Below are 18,511 nucleotides of genomic sequence, written 5' to 3'. Positions count from 1 at the left end.
GAGGATACGTACATCCTATAGAGGTTGATCAGTCGGCCATTCCGCCAGTCTCCACGTCTCCCCAAGCGGCAGCACAACGACGCGCTCCTCCTCTATGCCGCTTTGCTTTCTGCCTTGTTCAAGCCGGTCCAGCGCTTCCTTCGGCGTATCGTCCGCCAGCTTGAACGTGCCGTAGTGCATCGGAACAAACCATTCGGCCCCGATGTCCTGGAATGCCTGAAGCGATTCTTCCGGCGTAACATGCTGCGGCCCCATGAACCATTCCGGCTCATAAGCGCCAATCGGCATTAGAGCAACATCGATACGGAACCGGCTGCCAATTTCCTTGAAGCCCCGGAAATATCCGCTGTCCCCAGCGAAGTAGAGGGTAGGGGAGCTCGATACAAGCGGTCTGCGCGAGCTTGGCTTTGAGGCACTCGCGGAAGGCTGGCCAGCTGCGGCCTGGGCAGATGCCGCAGCTTCATTGATCGACTTCCCGCCTTGATCCTGCGAATAGGCATCCGCCCAGGAGGCGGCAGACGCGCCTGGCGGCTCAATAATCCAGCCGCCCCAATGAGAGCTGTTCGTGTCCCAAGGATTCCGTCTGGTCCAATGCTGCGAGGGCACGAATGTGAAGGCAACGCCATTCACAAGCGTCGTCTCCCACCATTCAAACTCCTGAATGTTCGAGAAGCCCTTCAGCCGCAGCTTCGCGCTCAGTCCTGCCGGTACCAGCAGCCGCTTGGCCCCCGTCAGTCTTCGGAGCGACGCTATGCTGAGATGATCATAATGCGAATGCGACACCAGCACGACATCAACCGGCGGCATTCTGTCGATTGGAATGCCTGGTGCTGACAGACGCTTCTGGAACGCCATCTGCCCCGACCATACGGGGTCCGTCACAATATTCAGCCCGCCAATCTGGAGCAGGAAGGTGGAATGCCCGATCCATGTAATGGCCGGCAATCCCCTGTTCTCCGACAGAAACGCCAGATCGGGTTCAACACTGGGAACTATATAGGAATAATCCTTCTGCCTCAGCTTCCGGAGTCGTTCTTGACGCCATCTCTGGAATTGCTTAAAGGAATTATGCTGTTGTACCTGATCTTGGTTGACAAATCTTCTAAATCTCAAGTCCAGCTTCCCCTCCCCATCCGAGTTCGACTTATCATTAAGATACCAAGGGATTGGCATGTATTGCAAATCGCCCCGCTACAATCAGTTTACTCGCGGCGAGGTGACGTCTGTGCTGATTATTGGGATTATCCGCAGCTGACATGGTATAGTTAAAGAGGTTGTTCAAAAAGCCCACTTTTGCCCACATAAGAATTTAAATTCTTATTGGCGATAAAACCTACCTTTAAATGCGGTCGCTCATCAATGAAAGGCCTCGAAATAGGTTTTATCATCACGAGGCCAATCAGGAAGCATACTCGGCATCGAATATCTCTTGATACCCACGAAAGTGAAGGGGAGCTTCGAAGCTTATTCCGATTACTTTCGCGGGGCCCGGTTTCAGCCGGAACAAGCGTATGCTTACGAAGTGTGTTTCCTCCGGAAACAAGCTTATGCTTACGAAGCAGGTTTCTTTCAGAAACCTTTAAGGTGCTCACGTAGCTCCACTAAGAGGATGCTTACGATGTCGTTTTCTCCGAAAACGTGTACCGCTCCTCACTTCCTAGCTTCAATCGATCTTCTACAGCGTTTTTGAAAAAAACGCAGCATCGTAAGCATGAACTCTGGTGCTGAAAACTGGACTTTTTGAACTCGCACTTAAAGCATACGACAATGGCAAATTTCTTAAGACAGGAGGCAAACACTCATGAAACTGATCTCCATAGAACCTACACCAAGTCCCAACTCGATGAAATTAAACGTCGACGAAACACTGCCGCGTGGACGCCGCCATACCTATCTAACGGCGGATGCCGAAAGCGCGCCCGAGCCTCTCAAAAGCCTGCTGGCAATTGAAGGCGTACGAAGCCTGTTCCGCACCGCTGACTTCATCGCTCTCGATCGCAAGCCGGGCGCAGACTGGGCCCGCATTCTGGGAGATGCCCGAACGCTGCTTCAAGGAGGGGAAGGGAACGACGCCCCGGCGGCGGCAGGGGGAATGAACGCGGGCTTCGGCGAGGCGCAGGTGCTCGTGCAGATGTTCCGGGGCATTCCCATGCAGGTTCGGGTCCGTATGAACGATGGCGAGGTGCGCTCCGCTCTTCCGTCCAAATTCGCCGAAGCCGTAACAGCCGCTGCTGGCTCCAGCATGATCCGGGAACGCAAGCTGGAGGAATTCGGCGTGAGATATGGCGAGCCTGAGGAAATCGCGGAGGAAATTGTTCGCGAGCTTGACGCGACCTATACAGAGGAGCGACTTGCCTCTCTAATCGAAGCATCGCTTGCGGCCGGCCCTGGTGAGCAAGCTGCACCCCCGGCGCCAAGACCATCGCCTTTGACACTGGAAGAGACGGAACGGCAGTTCCAGTCGGAGGATTGGCAGGCTCGCTACGCGGCGCTGGAGCGTTACACAAGCGCGCCGGAGGGCATTCCTCTTCTTGCCCGCGCTCTGCGCGACGAGAATGCCTCTATTCGGAGGCTTGCCGTCGTCTACCTGGGCGATCTTCGTTCACCGGAAGCGCTGCCGCTCCTGTTCGAAGCGCTGAAGGACCGCTCTTCCTCTGTTCGAAGGACCGCCGGCGATACATTATCCGATATGGGCGATCCCTCGGCGATCGGGCCGATGATAGAAGCGCTGAAGGACAAAAACAAGCTTGTGCGCTGGAGAGCAGCCCGATACCTGTACGAAATTGGAGACGAGTCGGCGATCGAAGCGCTCCAGGAGGCGACCAGAGACAGTGAGTTCGAGATTCAGCTTCAAGCCCAGATCGCTTTGGAGAGGATCAGGAGCGGCGAGGAGGCTGCGGGCACGGTCTGGCAGCAGATGACGGCAGCACGCCAATCCCATTCATAACGACAGAAGCCCGCGCAGACGCGTGGTCCCATTGGACCTCGCGGCTATGCGGGCTTCCTCTCTATTACGGATAATTCAGATGCACATTAACGAGCAGCGAGTTATCGCTCCCATATTTCTCATAGCTCGCCCGATAGCCCACCGCCGCTCCTACATCCTTGAACGCGGCTTTGAGCTGCTCCGGAAAGTCATCCCCCTGCTTATAACGGAACGCCAGATGAGTGGTGCGAGCTCGAACGGCCGATTGAATCTTTGCCTTCAGAGCCGAGCCGTCCGTAACCGTATGCTCAGCGTCCAGCCAATGAAGGCCAAGCGACAGCTTCAGCTTGGCGAACCGGTCCGCTTCACCTGCGTCCTCCGCCGCCAGGCCAGCCAGCGTGTCCGCATAGCTCACCGAAGCCTCTGGATATGTCCGGGTCCAGCTATGATCGGCTCGCAGCTCCTCGTCGGTCTTCAGGTAATAGGTATATCTGATCCGATCATCCTCCGCTCCTACAGGATCGTCCCAGGTCAGATCAAGATGGTACCATTGGCCGTCCAGACGCACCATGTTCCAGGCATGCTCTCCCGTATCGACGGTACCCTCCGCGATTCGAACAGGTATGCCTGCCTGCTCCAGCATCCGATAGCCAAGCAAGGAATACCCTTGACAGACCGCCTTGCCCAAGACTGCCGCATCGTAGGCCGTATAATAGCTTAGCGACTGATCGTATTCGACGCGTGTGACAATCCAATCATGAATCGCTTTGACCTTCTCGTGCTCGTTCATGCCGGGCTTTAGAAGCTGAGCCAGCGCTTCCTCCACCACACGGTCAACCTCCGCCGTCTCCTCCAGCGATTCGCGATATCGCGCTTCTACAGTGATGGTCGACTTGCTGCCCCAGCTTCTGATCGTATACAAATAGGATTCCAGAATATAAGCGGAGTAGTCGTCATAGGTAAGCGCCTCGCGAATAATAGACGTCATATGCTCCGACAGCTCGGACTTGTCTCCAACATAAGTGGCGGTGAATCGCTCGGAGCGCTCCTTGAAGCCGGCCGCAAGGTCCTGCTCCAGCTTGCCGTAAGGACGCTCGCTCACCTCCGCCTCTCCCGCGCTGACCCCTTCCTTCACAGGCTCGGCGCCCCCTTCGGCCGATTGCACAGCTACCTCAGTGCTGACGATCGTAGGGAACACGTTAATCTGTTTGTTCAAGCTGTATGCCCCCGCAATGATGATAGCTAGCAGCAACAGCGTGACCCATCCTTTTCGCATTCGTTCCTCCCCCAAGCTAACGGAGTCATCCGCCATACGGTCGGCTGCGGCTTCTGGCAGCTTCAAGCGGCCGCCGGAATGCCGCGCCTATTCCTAACATCCTATGCTTGTATACTCAAAAAATGCCGGGAATAAGGCGCTGATTATCTACTCTCGCACCGCGTCAACAAAAGCTCTAGCACGCTCCGCCACCAAATCGAAGCGTCCCTCCTTCACCCAATCCAAATTGACCAGCTTGCCGCCCATGCCGACCGCATTTGCACCCGCGCGGAAATACTCCCCAATGTTGTGCAGATCCACGCCGCCTGTAGCCAGGAACGGAACATCCTGAAGCGGTCCGCGAAGCTCCTTCAAATAGTTAACACCAAGCGTCCCCATCGGAAACAGCTTCACCGCGTCCGCTCCAGCCTTAACCGCCTTCACAATTTCCGTTGGCGTCATAACGCCGGGCCATACCGCAATGCCGCGCTCCTTGCCGTACGCTATGACCGCCTCATCGAGATTCGGCGAGATCAGAAACTCCGCACCGGCAGCGACCGCTTGCTGGGCGGCTTCTACGTCGATAACCGTCCCCGCACCGATGCGGGCCGCATCCCCGAATCTCTCGCGCCAGCGGCAGATCATCGCCGCCGCGCCCTCCGTATTCATCGTAATTTCCATCAGCCTGATGCCGCCTTCGATCAGCGCCTTGGCTGTGTCGTCGGCGCGGCTGTCTTCAATGCCCCTTAGTATCGCTACAATCTTGTGCTCCAGTAATTCTTTCAGCATGCTGCTCATCTCTCGTTCTCCCCTTATCTTAATCAATTTCTATCCCTCGATTTCTAGCTCCAATAACGCTCCAGTATACGCAGGAATACATTCGGGAACGGAAGCGTGTCCAGCGCCTCTCTGCCCATCCAGCGGTACGGGCCTTGGGCCTGTCCCGTCTCATAGGCCAAGCCTGACTCCGCGGCAAGGCTATTGCCCCTGGAGATCTCGCTTGGTCCCAAATCTGCTACATATACGCGCATATGCCAATGAATATGGCTGAATACATGCTCTTCGTCAACAAGCCAGCCGGTGGGCCGGATCAGCAGCCCCGTCTCCCGCTCCAGCTCCCGCCCCAGCGACTCGGCAAGCCTGGCGTCCTCCTTCGGAGCCTCCTCTCGGAACCATTCTCCCGATGGGTCATCCGACAAAACATGCGGCAGCTCCCACATCTGCGCCAGCAGGCCATTCTCCGGACGCTGCCGGAGAAGCACCTGGTCCGCGCGCTCCCCGCTTCCACGGACAATAACGGCCACACGATATTCATGGCGCGGCGGCTTCGCTTTTGTTTTGATCGGAAGCTCGGTCTCTCGTCCCTGAAGCCTCGCCTCGCAATGCTCCATCACCGGGCACGGCAGACAGCTTGGCGATTTCGGCGTACACACCAGAGCGCCAAGCTCCATCAGCGCTTGATTGAAATCCCCGGCAGCCCCCTCCGGAATGAGGGAGGCCGCCAGCTTCTCAATGCCAACCCGGGTCTTCGGCTTCGCAATATCGTCCTCCAGGCAGAAATAACGGGACAGCACTCTCATCACATTGCCGTCCACCGCCGGCTCCGGCCGATTAAAGGCGATGCTCATAATGGCGCCTGCTGTATAAGGCCCGACTCCCTTCAGACCGGCTACCGCTGCCTTGTCATCCGGTATAATACCGCCATAGAGACTCATCACCATACGGGCGCCGGCCTGCAAATTACGGGCTCTGGAATAATAGCCAAGCCCCTCCCAGCTTTTCAGCACCTCTTCCTCCGGCGCCTCCGCCAAGGCTTGTACCGTAGGGAATTTCGCCATAAAGCGTTCAAAGTAAGGAATAACGGTATCGACTCTCGTCTGCTGCAGCATAATTTCGGATACCCAAATCCGGTACGGATCCTTGTTCCTCCGCCAGGGCAGATTCCGATTGCCTCTCTGATACCAGCTCAGCAGCTCCCTGCTGAAATAGGCTGATGCCTCTTGTATAGCCATTCTATCGAATCCTTCCGCTCTGTCATTGTTAGTTGTGCCAATATGCTCTATTATACGAGTGAATGCCTGTTATGCCTATGGCAAAGGGAGAGAATGAGGAATGGAGGCAAAAATTCGTGAAAAATCGTTGGATCGGAGCAAAAGGAGGAATCGCTTTCGTTCTGCTAGCCGTACTGGCGGGCTGCGGAGGGAGCGATAGTCATCAAGGATCGGGGAATACCCTCGCGGCTGCTCCAGCCGAGGCGGCAAGCCTGTACAAGACGAATTGCATCAGCTGTCACGGCACCGACCTGGAGGGACGGGTTGGATCGAAATCCAATTTGCAGAGGGTTGGCTCGCGTCTGGACTCCGAGCAGCTTAAGCTCCGGATAGAGGAGGGTAAAGGCGTCATGCCGGCCTTCAAGGACCGTTTAACGCAGGAGGAGCTTGAGACGCTGGCTCAGTGGCTGTCGGGACAGCAGTGACTTGAAGCAAGCGTACACGGCTGCGCCATCCTTTGGCGGAGCAGCATAAGCTTCGTGTTGAAATATAAGCCCAGTTTAGAGAAGACTAATACTTTCATTTGAAAAAAAGCCTCCCGCCCCCTTATGTCTCGGGAATGCGGAAGGCTTCTGTCCGGCTTCAATAGCCAATGTCATGGCCGTTCGATTTGGTTGGCTTCCACAGATGCTCGACGGCCGGCCCGGCGTACGTCCAGCTCGTCTCTCCCATCTGTGGATGAGAGGGGAAGAGATCGCCCTGCACCAGAAGGAGATCGTCGCCCCAGTCATTGGAATATAATCCCTCTTGCTGTACCCACTGACCTGTTCTAAATCTTCGTTTCGAGCCTTCTTGACGTCCTCTGTGCATGGCCATTCTCCTTTCGCCGCATGCTTGCACTTACTTACTATTACATGCAAGTATGGGCCAAAGGTTACCTGTTTAATCGCTCCACCACAACAAATGCGGAAGCAAGCGCACGCTCATGCGTAATCGTCAAATGAACGGACATGTCGGTCTCCCTGAGCGACAGCCTGCTCCATGCCGCCTCAGACAGCTTGACGAACGGCTTGCCGTTCTTGTCCCGCTGTATGTCGATATCTCTGAAGCCGAGCTGACGTCCAATGCCGCAGCCGAAGGCTTTGGAGACGGCTTCCTTGGCGGCGAAGCGTCCCGCAACAAATTGCTGCAGCCGCGCACCCTGATAGGCTGCTGCCAGCTCCCGCTCGCCTTCGGTCAATATGCGTTGCATCAGCCTATCCCCATATCGGCCCTCCAGCATAAGGGAGATTCGATCCACATCCGTCAAGTCATGTCCGATTCCTGCGATCAAGCTCATTGCCTCCTTTAGGTTACGAAGGCGTCCCATCCATCAGCTCTTAGATCCCGGGGATCGGCGAACGTTTGTGCTCCGTCTTCAAATATTGCTTCTCCAGCTTCTCGCTGACCGCAGGCGCTACAGCCTTGCCTTCCAGGTAGTCGCTGTTGTCGTCATACTTGATTCCAAGCTCATCCTCGTCCGTCTGGCCTTCCCATAGACCTGCTGTCGGCGCCTTCTTAAGCACGCTGTCCGGCACTCCCAGGTAAGCCGCTAACTGGCGAACCTGACGCTTGTTCAGCGTGCTGAGCGGCGTAATGTCAACCGCCCCGTCGCCCCACTTCGTGTAGAAGCCCGTAATGGCCTCGGAAGCGTGATCCGTGCCAACGACCAGCAGATTCAGATCGAAAGCCAGCGCATACTGCATGACCATACGCGTTCTGGCCTTGACGTTGCCTTTGCCGCCGCGGCTAATATGCCGTGGCATGCCAAGCGCCTTGAAGGAGTGTTCAACCTCCAGCGCGATTTCGTCAACCGCTTCGCCGATATTCGTCTCTACCTTGTGAGTCAGTCCGAACGCTTCCGCTACCGCGTAGCTGTCCGCAATATCGGATTGCTCGCCGTAAGGCTGGAATACGCCAAGCGTCATATACGCCTTGCCCGTCTCCTCCGACAGCTCATCCGTCGCTCGCTTGCATAAGCCAGTCGCCACCGCGCTGTCGATTCCGCCGCTGATTGCAATCAGCAGCCCCGTCGTGCCGGAGTCCAGCACATAACGCTTCAGGAAGTCAACGCGCTTGCGAACCTCCTCCTCGGGATTGATGGAGGGCTGTACGCCAAGACGCTCAATGATTTGCTCTTGTAGGGTCATATGGCAGCTCCCGTTAACCGCAATACTTATCGAAGGCTTCTGTCAGATCAGCCGCGATGTCCGCTGCGGAACGATTCTCGATTTGATGGCGTTCGATGAAGTGCACCAGCTCGCCATCCTTCATCAGTGCGATGGAAGGGGAGGACGGCGGGTACGGGGCCAAATATTCGCGAGCCTTCGCCGTTGCTTCCTTGTCTTGACCGGCGAACACCGTGAACAGATGGTTAGGAATTTTCTCGTTCTGGAGAGCCTGAGCAACGCCAGGACGGCATTGGCCCGCAGCGCAGCCGCATACGGAATTAATAACGATCAGAGCAGTACCCTTGGCGTCCGGCACGTTCGCTTCCACCTCTTCGGGCGTGCGCAGCTCTTGAATACCCAGCTTAGTAAGATCGTCACGCATGGGTTGAATCATATCCATCATATATCTCTCGAATGACATCGACATTACACTTCACTCCTCGGAAATAAGGTTATTTTTAGCTATTATAACGCCCCTTACGAAAAGAAAGCAACCGGAGTTGCACCTCCGATTGCCTTCTTCCGCCAGCGTCCCGCTCGCACAACGTCAGCCTTCACAAGCGGGCGCGGTATGCCACGTTACGTGGATGGACGATTCGGTCCGTTCAGCTTCTTGTCGACGGCCGCGCCGCCCGCTCGGTTCGCCTTGGATTCATTCTGGGCCGCCTGCCGCTTCTGCTCGGCGGAATCGCCGTTTGTCTTGAAATGCTCAGACATGTCATTCTTCCTCCTTCGAGTAGGCTGCGGCTGCGTGGGGACACGCAGCCGCAGTGCGCCATTCAAGGAGTATTATGCTCATCCTATTGCGCCAATATGTTGAAGCTCACGATAAAAGTTGTGCCCTGCCCTTCCTGGCTCTGCACATCAATCCTGCCGCCATGCCGCTCTGCAATGCTGAGACACAGCGGCAAGCCAAGCCCCGTCCCGCGAGTTTTGGTAGTGAAGAACGGCTCGAACAGGCTGCCCATAATGTCGTGCGGAATGCCCACACCTTCGTCTGAAATTGTAATGCTGATTTCTCCGTTATCATACGTGGTGCGGATTCGGAGAATCCCCTTCTCCTCCATTGCTTCCATGCCGTTACGGGCAATATTCAGCAGCATTTGCTTGATCTCTCGGTCGTTCATCCTCATAGGAGGCAAATCCTCGCAGAGACTGACCTCCAGCGACTGGCCTCTCAGGTTGGCGTCCGCGAGCAGCAACGGCTCCAGGTCGCGAATACTGCTGTTCAGAGAGCCCATCTCCATCTTCAGATCCCGATTCTGCGCGAGAGAGAGGAAATCGTTAATAATCATGTTGGCGCGGTCCAGCTCTTCCATAATGACGCGGAAATATTCATGCTGGTTCTGCGGGCTCCGCTCCTGTATCAGCTGAACAAAGCCGCGAATAACCGCCATGGGATTGCGGATCTCATGTGTAATGCTGGCGGCCATCTGGCCGACAAGGCTCAGTCTCTCCATTCGCCCCAGCTCGTCCCGCAACACGCTCAGCTCCGTAATATCCTGGGCGATAATGGCGGCGCCGGTGACCCTCAGACTGCCCACTTCACGCAGCGTTATCGCCGTGTAGAGAAACGTTTTGCCGTCCTCCATATGAGGCACGGTGCCGGTGGGGCGTCCCTTCAAGGCCTGCTCCAGAATCGTGAAGCACATGTCGCCGGCGCCTTCCAGGAAGACGACGGCATACGGTTTGTTTTTGAGACTGTCAACGCTGGTGTAGGAGGGCATCAAATTGAACAGCCGCAGCCCTTCTTCGTTCACATGCGTAATTCTCGCATCCCGGTCGACGATCATAACCGCGATAGGGGCTTTATCAATAAACTGCTGCAGCTTCTCTACCTCATTGCGGTAGCTAAGAGACAAATGATCCACTTTGTTATGTAGCTGCTGCTTTTCCTTAATGCCTTCTATTATGTAGACGGACAGCCAGGTCGCAAGCAATAAGCCTGCCATAGCAACCAACAAGTCAAGAACGATTGTGAGCGTCCACGGCCTTCCATTCATCCCCATAATCACCGTCATCATCGAAATAGTAATGATGATTTGAAAGGAAATAACGGTAACGCCAATTCTCTCTCTGCCCTCTGGCGACTCTCGTTGGAAGCGCCCCATAAATCCGGTCAGCAGAAGGACAGCAAACGCCAAAAACAAAGAAAAGCTGACAGCCTCCTCAACCGAGCTCAGCGTTGGAGCTCTAAGGACAACGTGCAGGATGGACAAGACAGCCAATGCCCGATAGCCGCCATATAAGGAACCGATTACAAAAGGCACAATGCGGAAATCGACCTCGTAATCATTCACTGAGGGAGTAGACAGTAACAAGCACAGCAGCATGGCCAGTCCGGACGTTATAGCAATGAACGGGCGGAAGCCCTCCCAGCTGCGGTCCTTGTCATGCCAAAGCAGAAACGCGAAAACGGGAAGCACGGATAGAAAAAATTGGAGCAGCAAATCCTTTAGCACTTAAGTCCGCGCCTCCTGACCAGGCTATTTAATCGCCATTCAATGATAGCTGAAGCTGTATCCAATCTATAATGAGGTCAATTGTCCGGTCTCCTCCCTGGTCATTATGAAGCTCATGCAGGCCGCCCTCGACAGAAATCCATTGACAGCGAGAGCCCATTCCTTGCGCAAGCTGCTGGCTTGCAGCGTGGGAGGTGATGCGATCGGCATCGCCATGCAGCAGCAGTACCGGGAGCTGCAGCAGCCCATGATTGCCCAGCGCCCATTCGCCTGCCCTCTGAATCTCTAGATAAGCCTTGGGGGTTATATAGGTATGATTAAGCGGGTCCTCGCTTATGGCTGGGAGTCTGAGCTCGCTTGGACGGAACAGCTCGTCGGGCTTCAGTCCGGACGACATGCGGAGTGCCGGCCATAGCTTGGCTACCCCTCTTCCTATCCATTCCTTGATTGCGGGCGGCTTGAATGCCAGGCGCAGCCACGGGCTGGACAGAATAAGCGCGGACACATTCAGCTGCCGCCTGAGTACCGCATTTAAGGCAATATTCCCTCCCATGCTGTGTCCGTACAGGATAACAGGGGCATCCGGAAAGCTCTCTCTGGCGAACGCAATGATCGCTGCCGTGTCTTCGATTATTTCGTCAATTGCGGCTATATGCCCGCGAATGCCTTCGGAGCGTCCGTGTCCGCGCAGGTCCGCGCAGGCGACGGCCAGCCCAGTGTTCGTCATCCTCTCCGCTACATGGCGATACCGTTCTCCATGCTCGCCTTGTCCATGCACAATCACTACTAATGCTTCAGGCTGCCGGCCGGCAGGCGTCCACGTTCTGGCATACAAGCTTGTTCCCGACGCTCCATGAGCGTGCCATTGTTCTCGCTGCATGGGGACTGGCCTCCTTGCCGTCATTTTCTAATTAAATTATACTGGAAATCATACATTTGAATATAGAGAAAATTAATGACTATTCTCAACTTAATTAACTTGTTACAGGAGTCTAACATGAGCTATGACATTATCGTAGTTGGCGCAGGTTCTGCAGGTCTGATGGCCAGCGTATCGGCGGGCGAGGCAGGGGCGAAGGTGCTGCTGCTGGACAAAGGGGACAAGCTTGGCCGCAAGCTTGGCATATCAGGCGGCGGAAGGTGCAATGTGACCAATGCCAAGGAGCTTGACGAGCTCATTAAAAATATTCCCGGGAACGGCAAATATTTGTACAGCGCCCTGACAGCCTTCGGCAACAGGCATATTATGAGCTTCTTCGAGGAGCTGGGCATCCGGCTTAAGGAGGAGGACAACGGCCGAATGTTCCCCGTCAGCGACAAAGCCAAAACCGTGGTCGACGCTCTGGTCGGCAAGGTGCGCTCGCTTGGCGTAGACATTCGCGTCAATAGTCCCGTTGCCCGCGTGTTATACGGGAATGGCCGAGTGATTGGCGTCCAGCTGAAATCGGGGGAGACGATTCGTGCAAGCTCCGTTATTGTAGCGGCAGGCGGCAAATCCGTTCCGCACACAGGCTCTACCGGCGATGGCTACGAATGGGCGGAGGAGGCGGGGCATACGATTGTGGAGCTTTTCCCTACGGAGGTGCCGCTCACCTCGAAGGAGCCCTTTATCCGCAGCAAGGAGCTTCAGGGGCTGTCGCTTCGCGGCGTTTCATTGTCTGTGTGGAACGCCAAGGGCAAGAAGACAATCGAGCATGAAGGCGATATGCTCTTCACTCATTTCGGCTTATCGGGCCCCATAGCGCTGCGATGCAGCCAATTCGTCGTCAAGGGCCTGAAGCAGAACGGCGGAGAGCCTGTCCGCACGACCATCGATCTGCTGCCTAGCCTGTCGGCTGACGAAATCTATAAGGAAACATTGGCTATCTGCCAGACAGAGTCCCGTAAGTCGGTCAAAAACGCGCTCAAGGGCTATTTCCCCGAGCGGCTTATTCCGCTTCTGCTAAGTAAGGCCGGTGTACGCGAGGATATTACGTACGACAATATTCCGAAGCATGCCTGGCTGGAGCTGGCCAAGACAGCCAAGGCGTTCCCTGTGCTGGTGAACGGCACGCTGTCCATTGAAGAGGCGTTCGTAACCGGAGGCGGCGTCAATCTGAAGGAAATCGATCCTCGGACGCTGCAGTCCAAGCTGATGAAAGGGCTGTATTTCTGCGGTGAAATATTGGACATCCACGGTTATACCGGCGGCTACAATATTACTGCGGCGTTCACTACAGGCTACAATGCCGGCAAGCATGCCGCTGAAAGCCGCCAATAGAGCATGAGAAAGGGCGCCCTCCGGTTATTCACCTCGCCGAAGAGCGCTCTATTTCTTTTATCCGAATGTACAGTACGTGATCAAGTATGAACGTCGCCTGAGAAATGGCTGTAATGCTCCGGATCGGGTCTAAGCTCATCCGTGTCGTATATAGCCCCGGTATCCCGGTTGTGAAGGCCCAGACCCTCTTCGTCTATCCAATCCTCGTTCACCATATGAGCCGGTATCGTAATGCCGTCAAGGGAATAAGCCGTGTTCGTAATGGCTTCCTGACGGATATCCGCCTGCTCCACAAGCTGTCCGCCATGCGACTGCGCGATCTCCAGCGCCGAGGTCAGATCGCCTCCATCCACATGAATATGCATACGGGTTTCGTTATGCATCACAGGATCATAGCCCAGCTCCTGCAGCAAGCTTCTTGCCAATTCCGCGCTTCCGTTATCGCTGAAATCGAACATAATAGCTGAATGATGCGACAACCAACATCCCTTCCTTTCGCCAGCCTCTACTGTAATATCACGCTTAACAGTCATAGCATGCCAATTTTTGCAGTAATTCATGTCTGCCCATATGGGATCTATTTCACCCGATGCACGCCAACGATTTGCGACACATCTCCCTGAAGCGTCACGGTCACTTCCGTCGTCTTGACTGTCCCGTTGGAATAATAGGCCGTAAACAAAAAGCTAGCGGGACCATCCGGCAAGCTCTCGAATGCCTCGTCCCACAGCTCGCCCATCCAACTCGTCCGTGCCGCGTCGACAGCCGTCAGCGTCGCTCGATATTCGCCGAATGCGACCTCTACCCGCTCCGCCCGCGTTGCCGTGCCCGTCAGTGTGGTATCCGCCTGGAGCAGGAACCTTTCTCCCGCCCAGAACACTCCGTAGCCGCGAGGCGATTCCGAATTCCCGCTCTTCTTGAGGTTGTAGGCTAGACGATGCTCATTCCACAAGTCGGTATGAAGCACTTGCCCTCCGACATGCAGCGCCCTGGCCTCCCAGGACTTCTCGACTATGACAGCCGGAGCTCTGCCGTCGCTGACGCTGAGCCTCATCCGCCAGACGCCGGTCTCTACCATACGGGCTTGCGGTCCAGTGTGGGCGTAATTCGGCGTTAGGTTGTACTGGAATACCTGCTTGCTTCCGCTTGGACTTGTCAGCTCGTATTGCACATTCAGCCCATCTCCATCGAGATCCTGCACACTGGGAACAATTTGCACCAGGTCGCCCTCGTATACCGGATTCGGTGTCCAAATAAAGTCGGCGGTTGGCGGGCGATTATTGACGACCTCAACCCCCTTGCTTACCGTCTGAACATTCCCGTTCGGCGTACGCGATCTCCACTCAAAGGTATAACTGCCATCCGGCATATTGCCCACCGTAAAGGAGCCGCTCCAGCTTTTGCGCCCATATCCAACTGTCGAGTTCGTTATGGAGTTTAGAATGACCGTTCGCTCATAAGGAGTGCCCTTGAACATAACAACGGTCGTTGCCCCAGCGTTCACCGTCTGATCCGGATATTTGGTTGTACCGGCATGCAGCCTGTAGCCCTCTCCTACAACGAGCTCGCCAATATCCTGGAGGGAGCTGTCGCCGGAATCGATTCGTCCCGACAGATCAATGGGCGTCACCACGTTTACGGTATAGGTTTGCGTTGCCGTAGAGCCTGATACGGAGCCATTGCCGCGTATCGTAAACGTATAGGGACCGTCAGGCGTCGTATGAGGTATCGTAAACATTTCATCCGCCCAGCGAATATCGTTGCCCGTCTTTGTTCCTGTATAGTGGGGAACGGACCGTGCCAAGATATGCCCCATATTGAACTGTAGGCTGATCGCATAAGGATAGCGGGTCCACAGCTCATAAGCCGTTAGACCTTCGCTGGCCGGCACGCTGCCCAGAGAAAAGCCGCTGTACGTTGTTTTCAGCTTGGATGCCATCTGCACGGGAACCGTGCTGGGCAGCTCGTAGGTGCGCTGAATGGGGTCGGACCACTCGCCTTCAATATCCTGCACCATATAATCTAGCAGGTACGTCCCAGGCTCAACCGCTTCCGGTATTCTCGTAAACACCTCGCCGGTTCCTTGGTTCGTCAGCTTAATCGAACGGCTCTGTATGCCGCGATCCGTCGCCGCCCTCGTTACGTTATGGTCAAGATCATAGCTCATGTCCACCCACGTCGTCCGGTAACGATTTTCGTTCAGCATATAATCGAAGTCCAGCGTTACATCCGGTATCGGCTTGCGATGCACATACACATCGATAACGGATTCATTTGAAAAATAAGCGTAGTCCGCGAACCGGGGATCGCTGCTTGGCAGGTCTTTGGTACGCCTGATGAACTGGTATTTGCCCGGCTTGCTCAGCGTCACGCTGGATTGATAGGGCTGCCAGTTCGCCGCGCTCTTATGGGAGATAAGAGACCTCCCTCCGAACGTGTCGAACCCCATGGAATTATCGTAATAGCTGGGATCCTGTATGATTTGCAGCTGGTCATTTTCGTCTGGCACGGGATCTCTCTCTGCATCAAAGGTGGCAGTAGCTGTACCAACCGTTTCTCCCACAAGCTTCAGCACTTTCGGATTAGCGGGATTGCTTTCCGCGATATACTGGATGACTTCGCTCATAATATTTTCGATAGCGTCGTCATTTGGTATAAACTTGTCATTGCTGATTTGTGAGGGCAAGGTATTCGAGCCAACAAGTATGAGCCGCGCATTATGTTTGTTCATGACATTTTGCAGATCCGACAATTGGGTTGCCCCGCCATCGGAAATATAAATGACATACTTTGTTGGAACGGCACGCATGAAGTGTGTATCGTATGGCTGCCTTACGTCTTTGTAAATGGTGCCGCTGTAATACCCCGTGTAGCTGTCGTAAGTCACCATCTTGGGCTCCCAAACATCACGGGTCCAATACACGGTGCCGGAATAATGTGCGGTCCAGCCTCTGGAGCATGATCCGTTTTTGGGACCTGAGGTTCCGCAGCTTGGACCATTAGGGGTTTCGCCGGTTCGTGATAATGTCCCGCTATATTTTCCATCACTATAAGGCTGAGTGCTGTCACAGTTGCTCCAGCTGCTTGAGCTATGGAAGTTACCTTTCTCATCATAATAGGTGGTAACGGTACTCGAGCATGTTCCTGTCTCTGTTTTTGAGTCTGTTTTGGATATAAATTTCCCTTCATCCCGATCATATGGGGAATTGGATACACTGGTTCTCGCCAGCGTTCCCGAATAGCCCTCCGAGCTGTATGATATAAAGCTGCCCGGGTAGGATGTTCCCGTACTGTCGCTCGTGCTGGCAGACTGGCTGTACGTATAGGTCCTCATATCCCATATGCCGATATTGGCCAGCATATTCGCGCTGTTGAAGGCATTGGTGAGCGTGACTTTGTTGCCTCGCACATAATCTGTTGACTCCTGCTTCAGGTTGGCGTCGAGCATGATGAAGACATCCATATCTGCCTTTTCGTTAGGCACATCCAAATACAAATCGCTTGACGGCGCATAGTTGTCGATGAAGAAATACGATTCAATCGTATGTGTCTGATCATCTGCTGGCGCAATGAACTCCATAAGCCGATCCTGAGCAGTGCCTTCCTTGGCATTGACGACGATCTGGTATTGACCCAGCTTGGTCAGCTGAGGAAGCTCTGTTACCGGTTGATCCGTCTCAAATACAAGCTCGTCAAAGTCACCATCATTGTCTGAATCATGGTAGACCTTCATATTTTGTTGGGAGATAAAATCTCCGTCCGTGCTGACGGCATCATAAAGCAGCTCCAGCTTGTCCAATCGGCTGATCTCCGAGTTGTAAGCATGAGCGATGAGAGCCGGCTTATAGTCGGGCATGATTTCATAATCTACGACGTAGGGATCGGAATAACGTGTAATCGTTTTGCCGCCGCCATAGGTAATGACGCGTTTCGCTGCTATGCTCATTTGATACTGGCCGGGCTCCTTGTACATAAACAGCTTTTCGGACTTGTTTGCTTCGCAATAACCGGTTCGGCACTTCAGCTTGGGATCGGCTGGCTGCACATAGCTGAACGATGTAATTTCCAGAGGGGCTTGCTGCTCCACCCACTGGTCATTGCTGGCGGCTGATCCATCGATTGCTTTCATCGTACGGTTTTGCTTGTACAAGCCTTCGAGCTTCAGGGAAACCCGGGGCTTCGATTCATGAATGACGGCATGCTGAATTTTGAACGACTCCGTGCCGTCCGGAGCGGTGAAGGTCGTTTTCACTTCCCTTATGCCTAATTCATCTTCGCCAAAGATGTAGTTGCCGCTGTAAAAGGCATGAGCATCAATCTCCGTCCCGTCGATAAACACTCGTTTTGTAAACTCGTCATAGCCTGCCGGCTCCTCGCACCCTTTATGGGGGATCAAATCTGGTCCTGAATCGGTTACGGGGAAGGGGACGACGTCATACCAGTCAAATGGCCAGTCAGCTTTGGGCGAGATGTATTGCGGGGGTGCTGGAAGCGTATCATGATCTACACCGCAACCGGCTACTGGAGAATGAATCAAGGTGACGGTCTGTATAGCCATGGATTTGTTGTTGACGGCAGCGTCTCGATCGACGATGGTCTGCTTAATCTCGAATTGCTGTGAGATTGGAGCGGCAACCATCTCTTGAGTCAGCTTAGTCTTCATGAATTGGTACAAAAAGCTCTGTACAGCCTCCTGGTCCAAATATCCCGCGTTGGGCGCTTTAATCTCCGGTATCGCAGGATCAAATCTCCTTGTTGCTTTGCTGCCGTCATTCGTATTGGTAATTTCGAATTCATAATAATCGACGTCTGTTCCGTAAGAGTGATCCTCATAGCCGAGCATCCGACTTGTGAACTGCGACAAACGCTCGAAGTGGATTTCTGGAACGACGCCGAAGCTGCTCAGCATAGGCTGCTTTTCTGTTGGCTCAAAATTCACTTCAAGGTTACAATATTGAGCCGTGTAAGACGGATTGTTGTAGGTATGGTCATAATAGAAGGCGAACACGCCTGCGCTGGATTTATATTTCCATACCTGGCTGCTTGATCGATCCAGCTTCTCTGTATCAACTTCAATGGTGTATATGGCCGAGGCGGCATTGTTCTGCACGATGACTCCATCCTTGGCTTTGTTGGAAGCCAGCTGCGTGTACCCTCCGCCCGATGGATTGAGTAAGTCCAAACGCCAGTAGTCGATGTCCTTGCGGGTATAGTAGAGGAATTCATCCAATGGGTCGCCGTAGTAGTCCTCGTCCAGCAAGGTTCCGGTGAGCTTTACTTCGACCTTAACCTTTTTACTTTTTCCGATGGCAATTGGCTTTGAATTTACTGGAACAACGGCGCAAGAGGCCGGTACTACGCTACGGTCCTTTGTCATTTCGTCGAGCTTAGGCATAAAGAATGTTTG

Annotated in this window: 16 protein-coding genes; 3 read left to right on the top strand and 13 right to left on the bottom strand. The window is 54.4% G+C overall.

Annotation, left to right across the window (positions count from 1 at the left end):
* Positions 1-15 precede the first annotated feature (15 nt).
* On the bottom strand, positions 16-1,113 hold the full coding sequence (locus AB1S56_RS06705; protein ID WP_340869671.1) for an MBL fold metallo-hydrolase: 1,098 nt from the start codon (positions 1,111-1,113) through the stop codon (positions 16-18).
* 688 nt (positions 1,114-1,801) lie between these two features.
* Between AB1S56_RS06705 and AB1S56_RS06700 the strand changes: the two genes are divergently transcribed.
* Entirely contained in the window at positions 1,802-2,947 is a 1,146-nt protein-coding gene (locus AB1S56_RS06700) for a conserved virulence factor C family protein (protein ID WP_340869670.1), read from the top strand.
* A 64-nt stretch (positions 2,948-3,011) separates the two neighbouring features.
* Here AB1S56_RS06700 and AB1S56_RS06695 read toward each other — a convergent pair whose 3' ends face one another.
* From AB1S56_RS06695 to mutY, 3 genes are all read right to left on the bottom strand, one after another.
* Complete coding sequence (locus AB1S56_RS06695) at positions 3,012-4,202, bottom strand: transglutaminase domain-containing protein (protein ID WP_340869669.1); 1,191 nt, start codon at positions 4,200-4,202, stop codon at positions 3,012-3,014.
* 147 nt (positions 4,203-4,349) lie between these two features.
* On the bottom strand, positions 4,350-4,979 hold the full coding sequence (locus tag AB1S56_RS06690) for a bifunctional 4-hydroxy-2-oxoglutarate aldolase/2-dehydro-3-deoxy-phosphogluconate aldolase (protein ID WP_340869668.1): 630 nt from the start codon (positions 4,977-4,979) through the stop codon (positions 4,350-4,352).
* 44 nt (positions 4,980-5,023) lie between these two features.
* Positions 5,024-6,193 carry an A/G-specific adenine glycosylase gene (gene mutY / locus AB1S56_RS06685; RefSeq protein ID WP_340869666.1) on the bottom strand — a complete coding sequence of 390 codons (1,170 nt, stop codon included), beginning with the start codon at positions 6,191-6,193 and terminating at the stop codon, positions 5,024-5,026.
* A 116-nt stretch (positions 6,194-6,309) separates the two neighbouring features.
* On the opposite strand from mutY, the gene AB1S56_RS06680 reads away from it, so the two are divergent.
* Complete coding sequence (locus tag AB1S56_RS06680) at positions 6,310-6,657, top strand: cytochrome c (RefSeq protein ID WP_340869665.1); 348 nt, start codon at positions 6,310-6,312, stop codon at positions 6,655-6,657.
* Between the two features lie 157 nt (positions 6,658-6,814).
* Here AB1S56_RS06680 and AB1S56_RS06675 read toward each other — a convergent pair whose 3' ends face one another.
* The 7 genes from AB1S56_RS06675 to AB1S56_RS06645 form a co-directional block, all read right to left on the bottom strand.
* The gene (locus AB1S56_RS06675) at positions 6,815-7,042 is read right to left on the bottom strand and encodes a hypothetical protein (protein WP_340869664.1); all 228 of its coding nucleotides are present in this window, start codon (positions 7,040-7,042) and stop codon (positions 6,815-6,817) included.
* A 64-nt stretch (positions 7,043-7,106) separates the two neighbouring features.
* Complete coding sequence (gene acpS, locus AB1S56_RS06670; protein WP_340869663.1) at positions 7,107-7,505, bottom strand: holo-ACP synthase; 399 nt, start codon at positions 7,503-7,505, stop codon at positions 7,107-7,109.
* A gap of 46 nt (positions 7,506-7,551) precedes the next feature.
* On the bottom strand, positions 7,552-8,361 hold the full coding sequence (gene nadE, locus AB1S56_RS06665) for an ammonia-dependent NAD(+) synthetase (RefSeq protein WP_340869661.1): 810 nt from the start codon (positions 8,359-8,361) through the stop codon (positions 7,552-7,554).
* Positions 8,362-8,374: 13 nt separating this feature from the next.
* Positions 8,375-8,809: a BrxA/BrxB family bacilliredoxin gene (locus AB1S56_RS06660; RefSeq protein WP_340869658.1), complete on the bottom strand. Its 435-nt coding sequence runs from the start codon at positions 8,807-8,809 to the stop codon at positions 8,375-8,377.
* Positions 8,810-8,961: 152 nt separating this feature from the next.
* Entirely contained in the window at positions 8,962-9,099 is a 138-nt protein-coding gene (locus AB1S56_RS06655; protein WP_340869656.1) for a hypothetical protein, read from the bottom strand.
* Between the two features lie 83 nt (positions 9,100-9,182).
* Positions 9,183-10,844: an ATP-binding protein gene (locus tag AB1S56_RS06650; protein WP_340869654.1), complete on the bottom strand. Its 1,662-nt coding sequence runs from the start codon at positions 10,842-10,844 to the stop codon at positions 9,183-9,185.
* 28 nt (positions 10,845-10,872) lie between these two features.
* On the bottom strand, positions 10,873-11,724 hold the full coding sequence (locus AB1S56_RS06645) for a lysophospholipase (protein ID WP_340869653.1): 852 nt from the start codon (positions 11,722-11,724) through the stop codon (positions 10,873-10,875).
* 117 nt (positions 11,725-11,841) lie between these two features.
* On the opposite strand from AB1S56_RS06645, the gene AB1S56_RS06640 reads away from it, so the two are divergent.
* Entirely contained in the window at positions 11,842-13,104 is a 1,263-nt protein-coding gene (locus AB1S56_RS06640; RefSeq protein ID WP_340869652.1) for an NAD(P)/FAD-dependent oxidoreductase, read from the top strand.
* Between the two features lie 80 nt (positions 13,105-13,184).
* Here the strand turns inward: AB1S56_RS06640 and AB1S56_RS06635 are convergent, their stop codons facing one another.
* Positions 13,185-13,583 carry a hypothetical protein gene (locus AB1S56_RS06635; RefSeq protein ID WP_340869651.1) on the bottom strand — a complete coding sequence of 133 codons (399 nt, stop codon included), beginning with the start codon at positions 13,581-13,583 and terminating at the stop codon, positions 13,185-13,187.
* 98 nt (positions 13,584-13,681) lie between these two features.
* A complete protein-coding gene (locus AB1S56_RS06630; protein ID WP_340869650.1) occupies positions 13,682-18,481 on the bottom strand; it encodes a hypothetical protein in 4,800 nt (1,599 codons plus the stop codon).
* Positions 18,482-18,511 lie beyond the last annotated feature (30 nt).

It is taken from the genome of Paenibacillus sp. PL2-23, from assembly GCF_040834005.1.
Classification (GTDB): Bacteria; Bacillota; Bacilli; order Paenibacillales; family Paenibacillaceae; genus Pristimantibacillus.
This window is presented reverse-complemented; position numbering and strand designations above follow the sequence as displayed.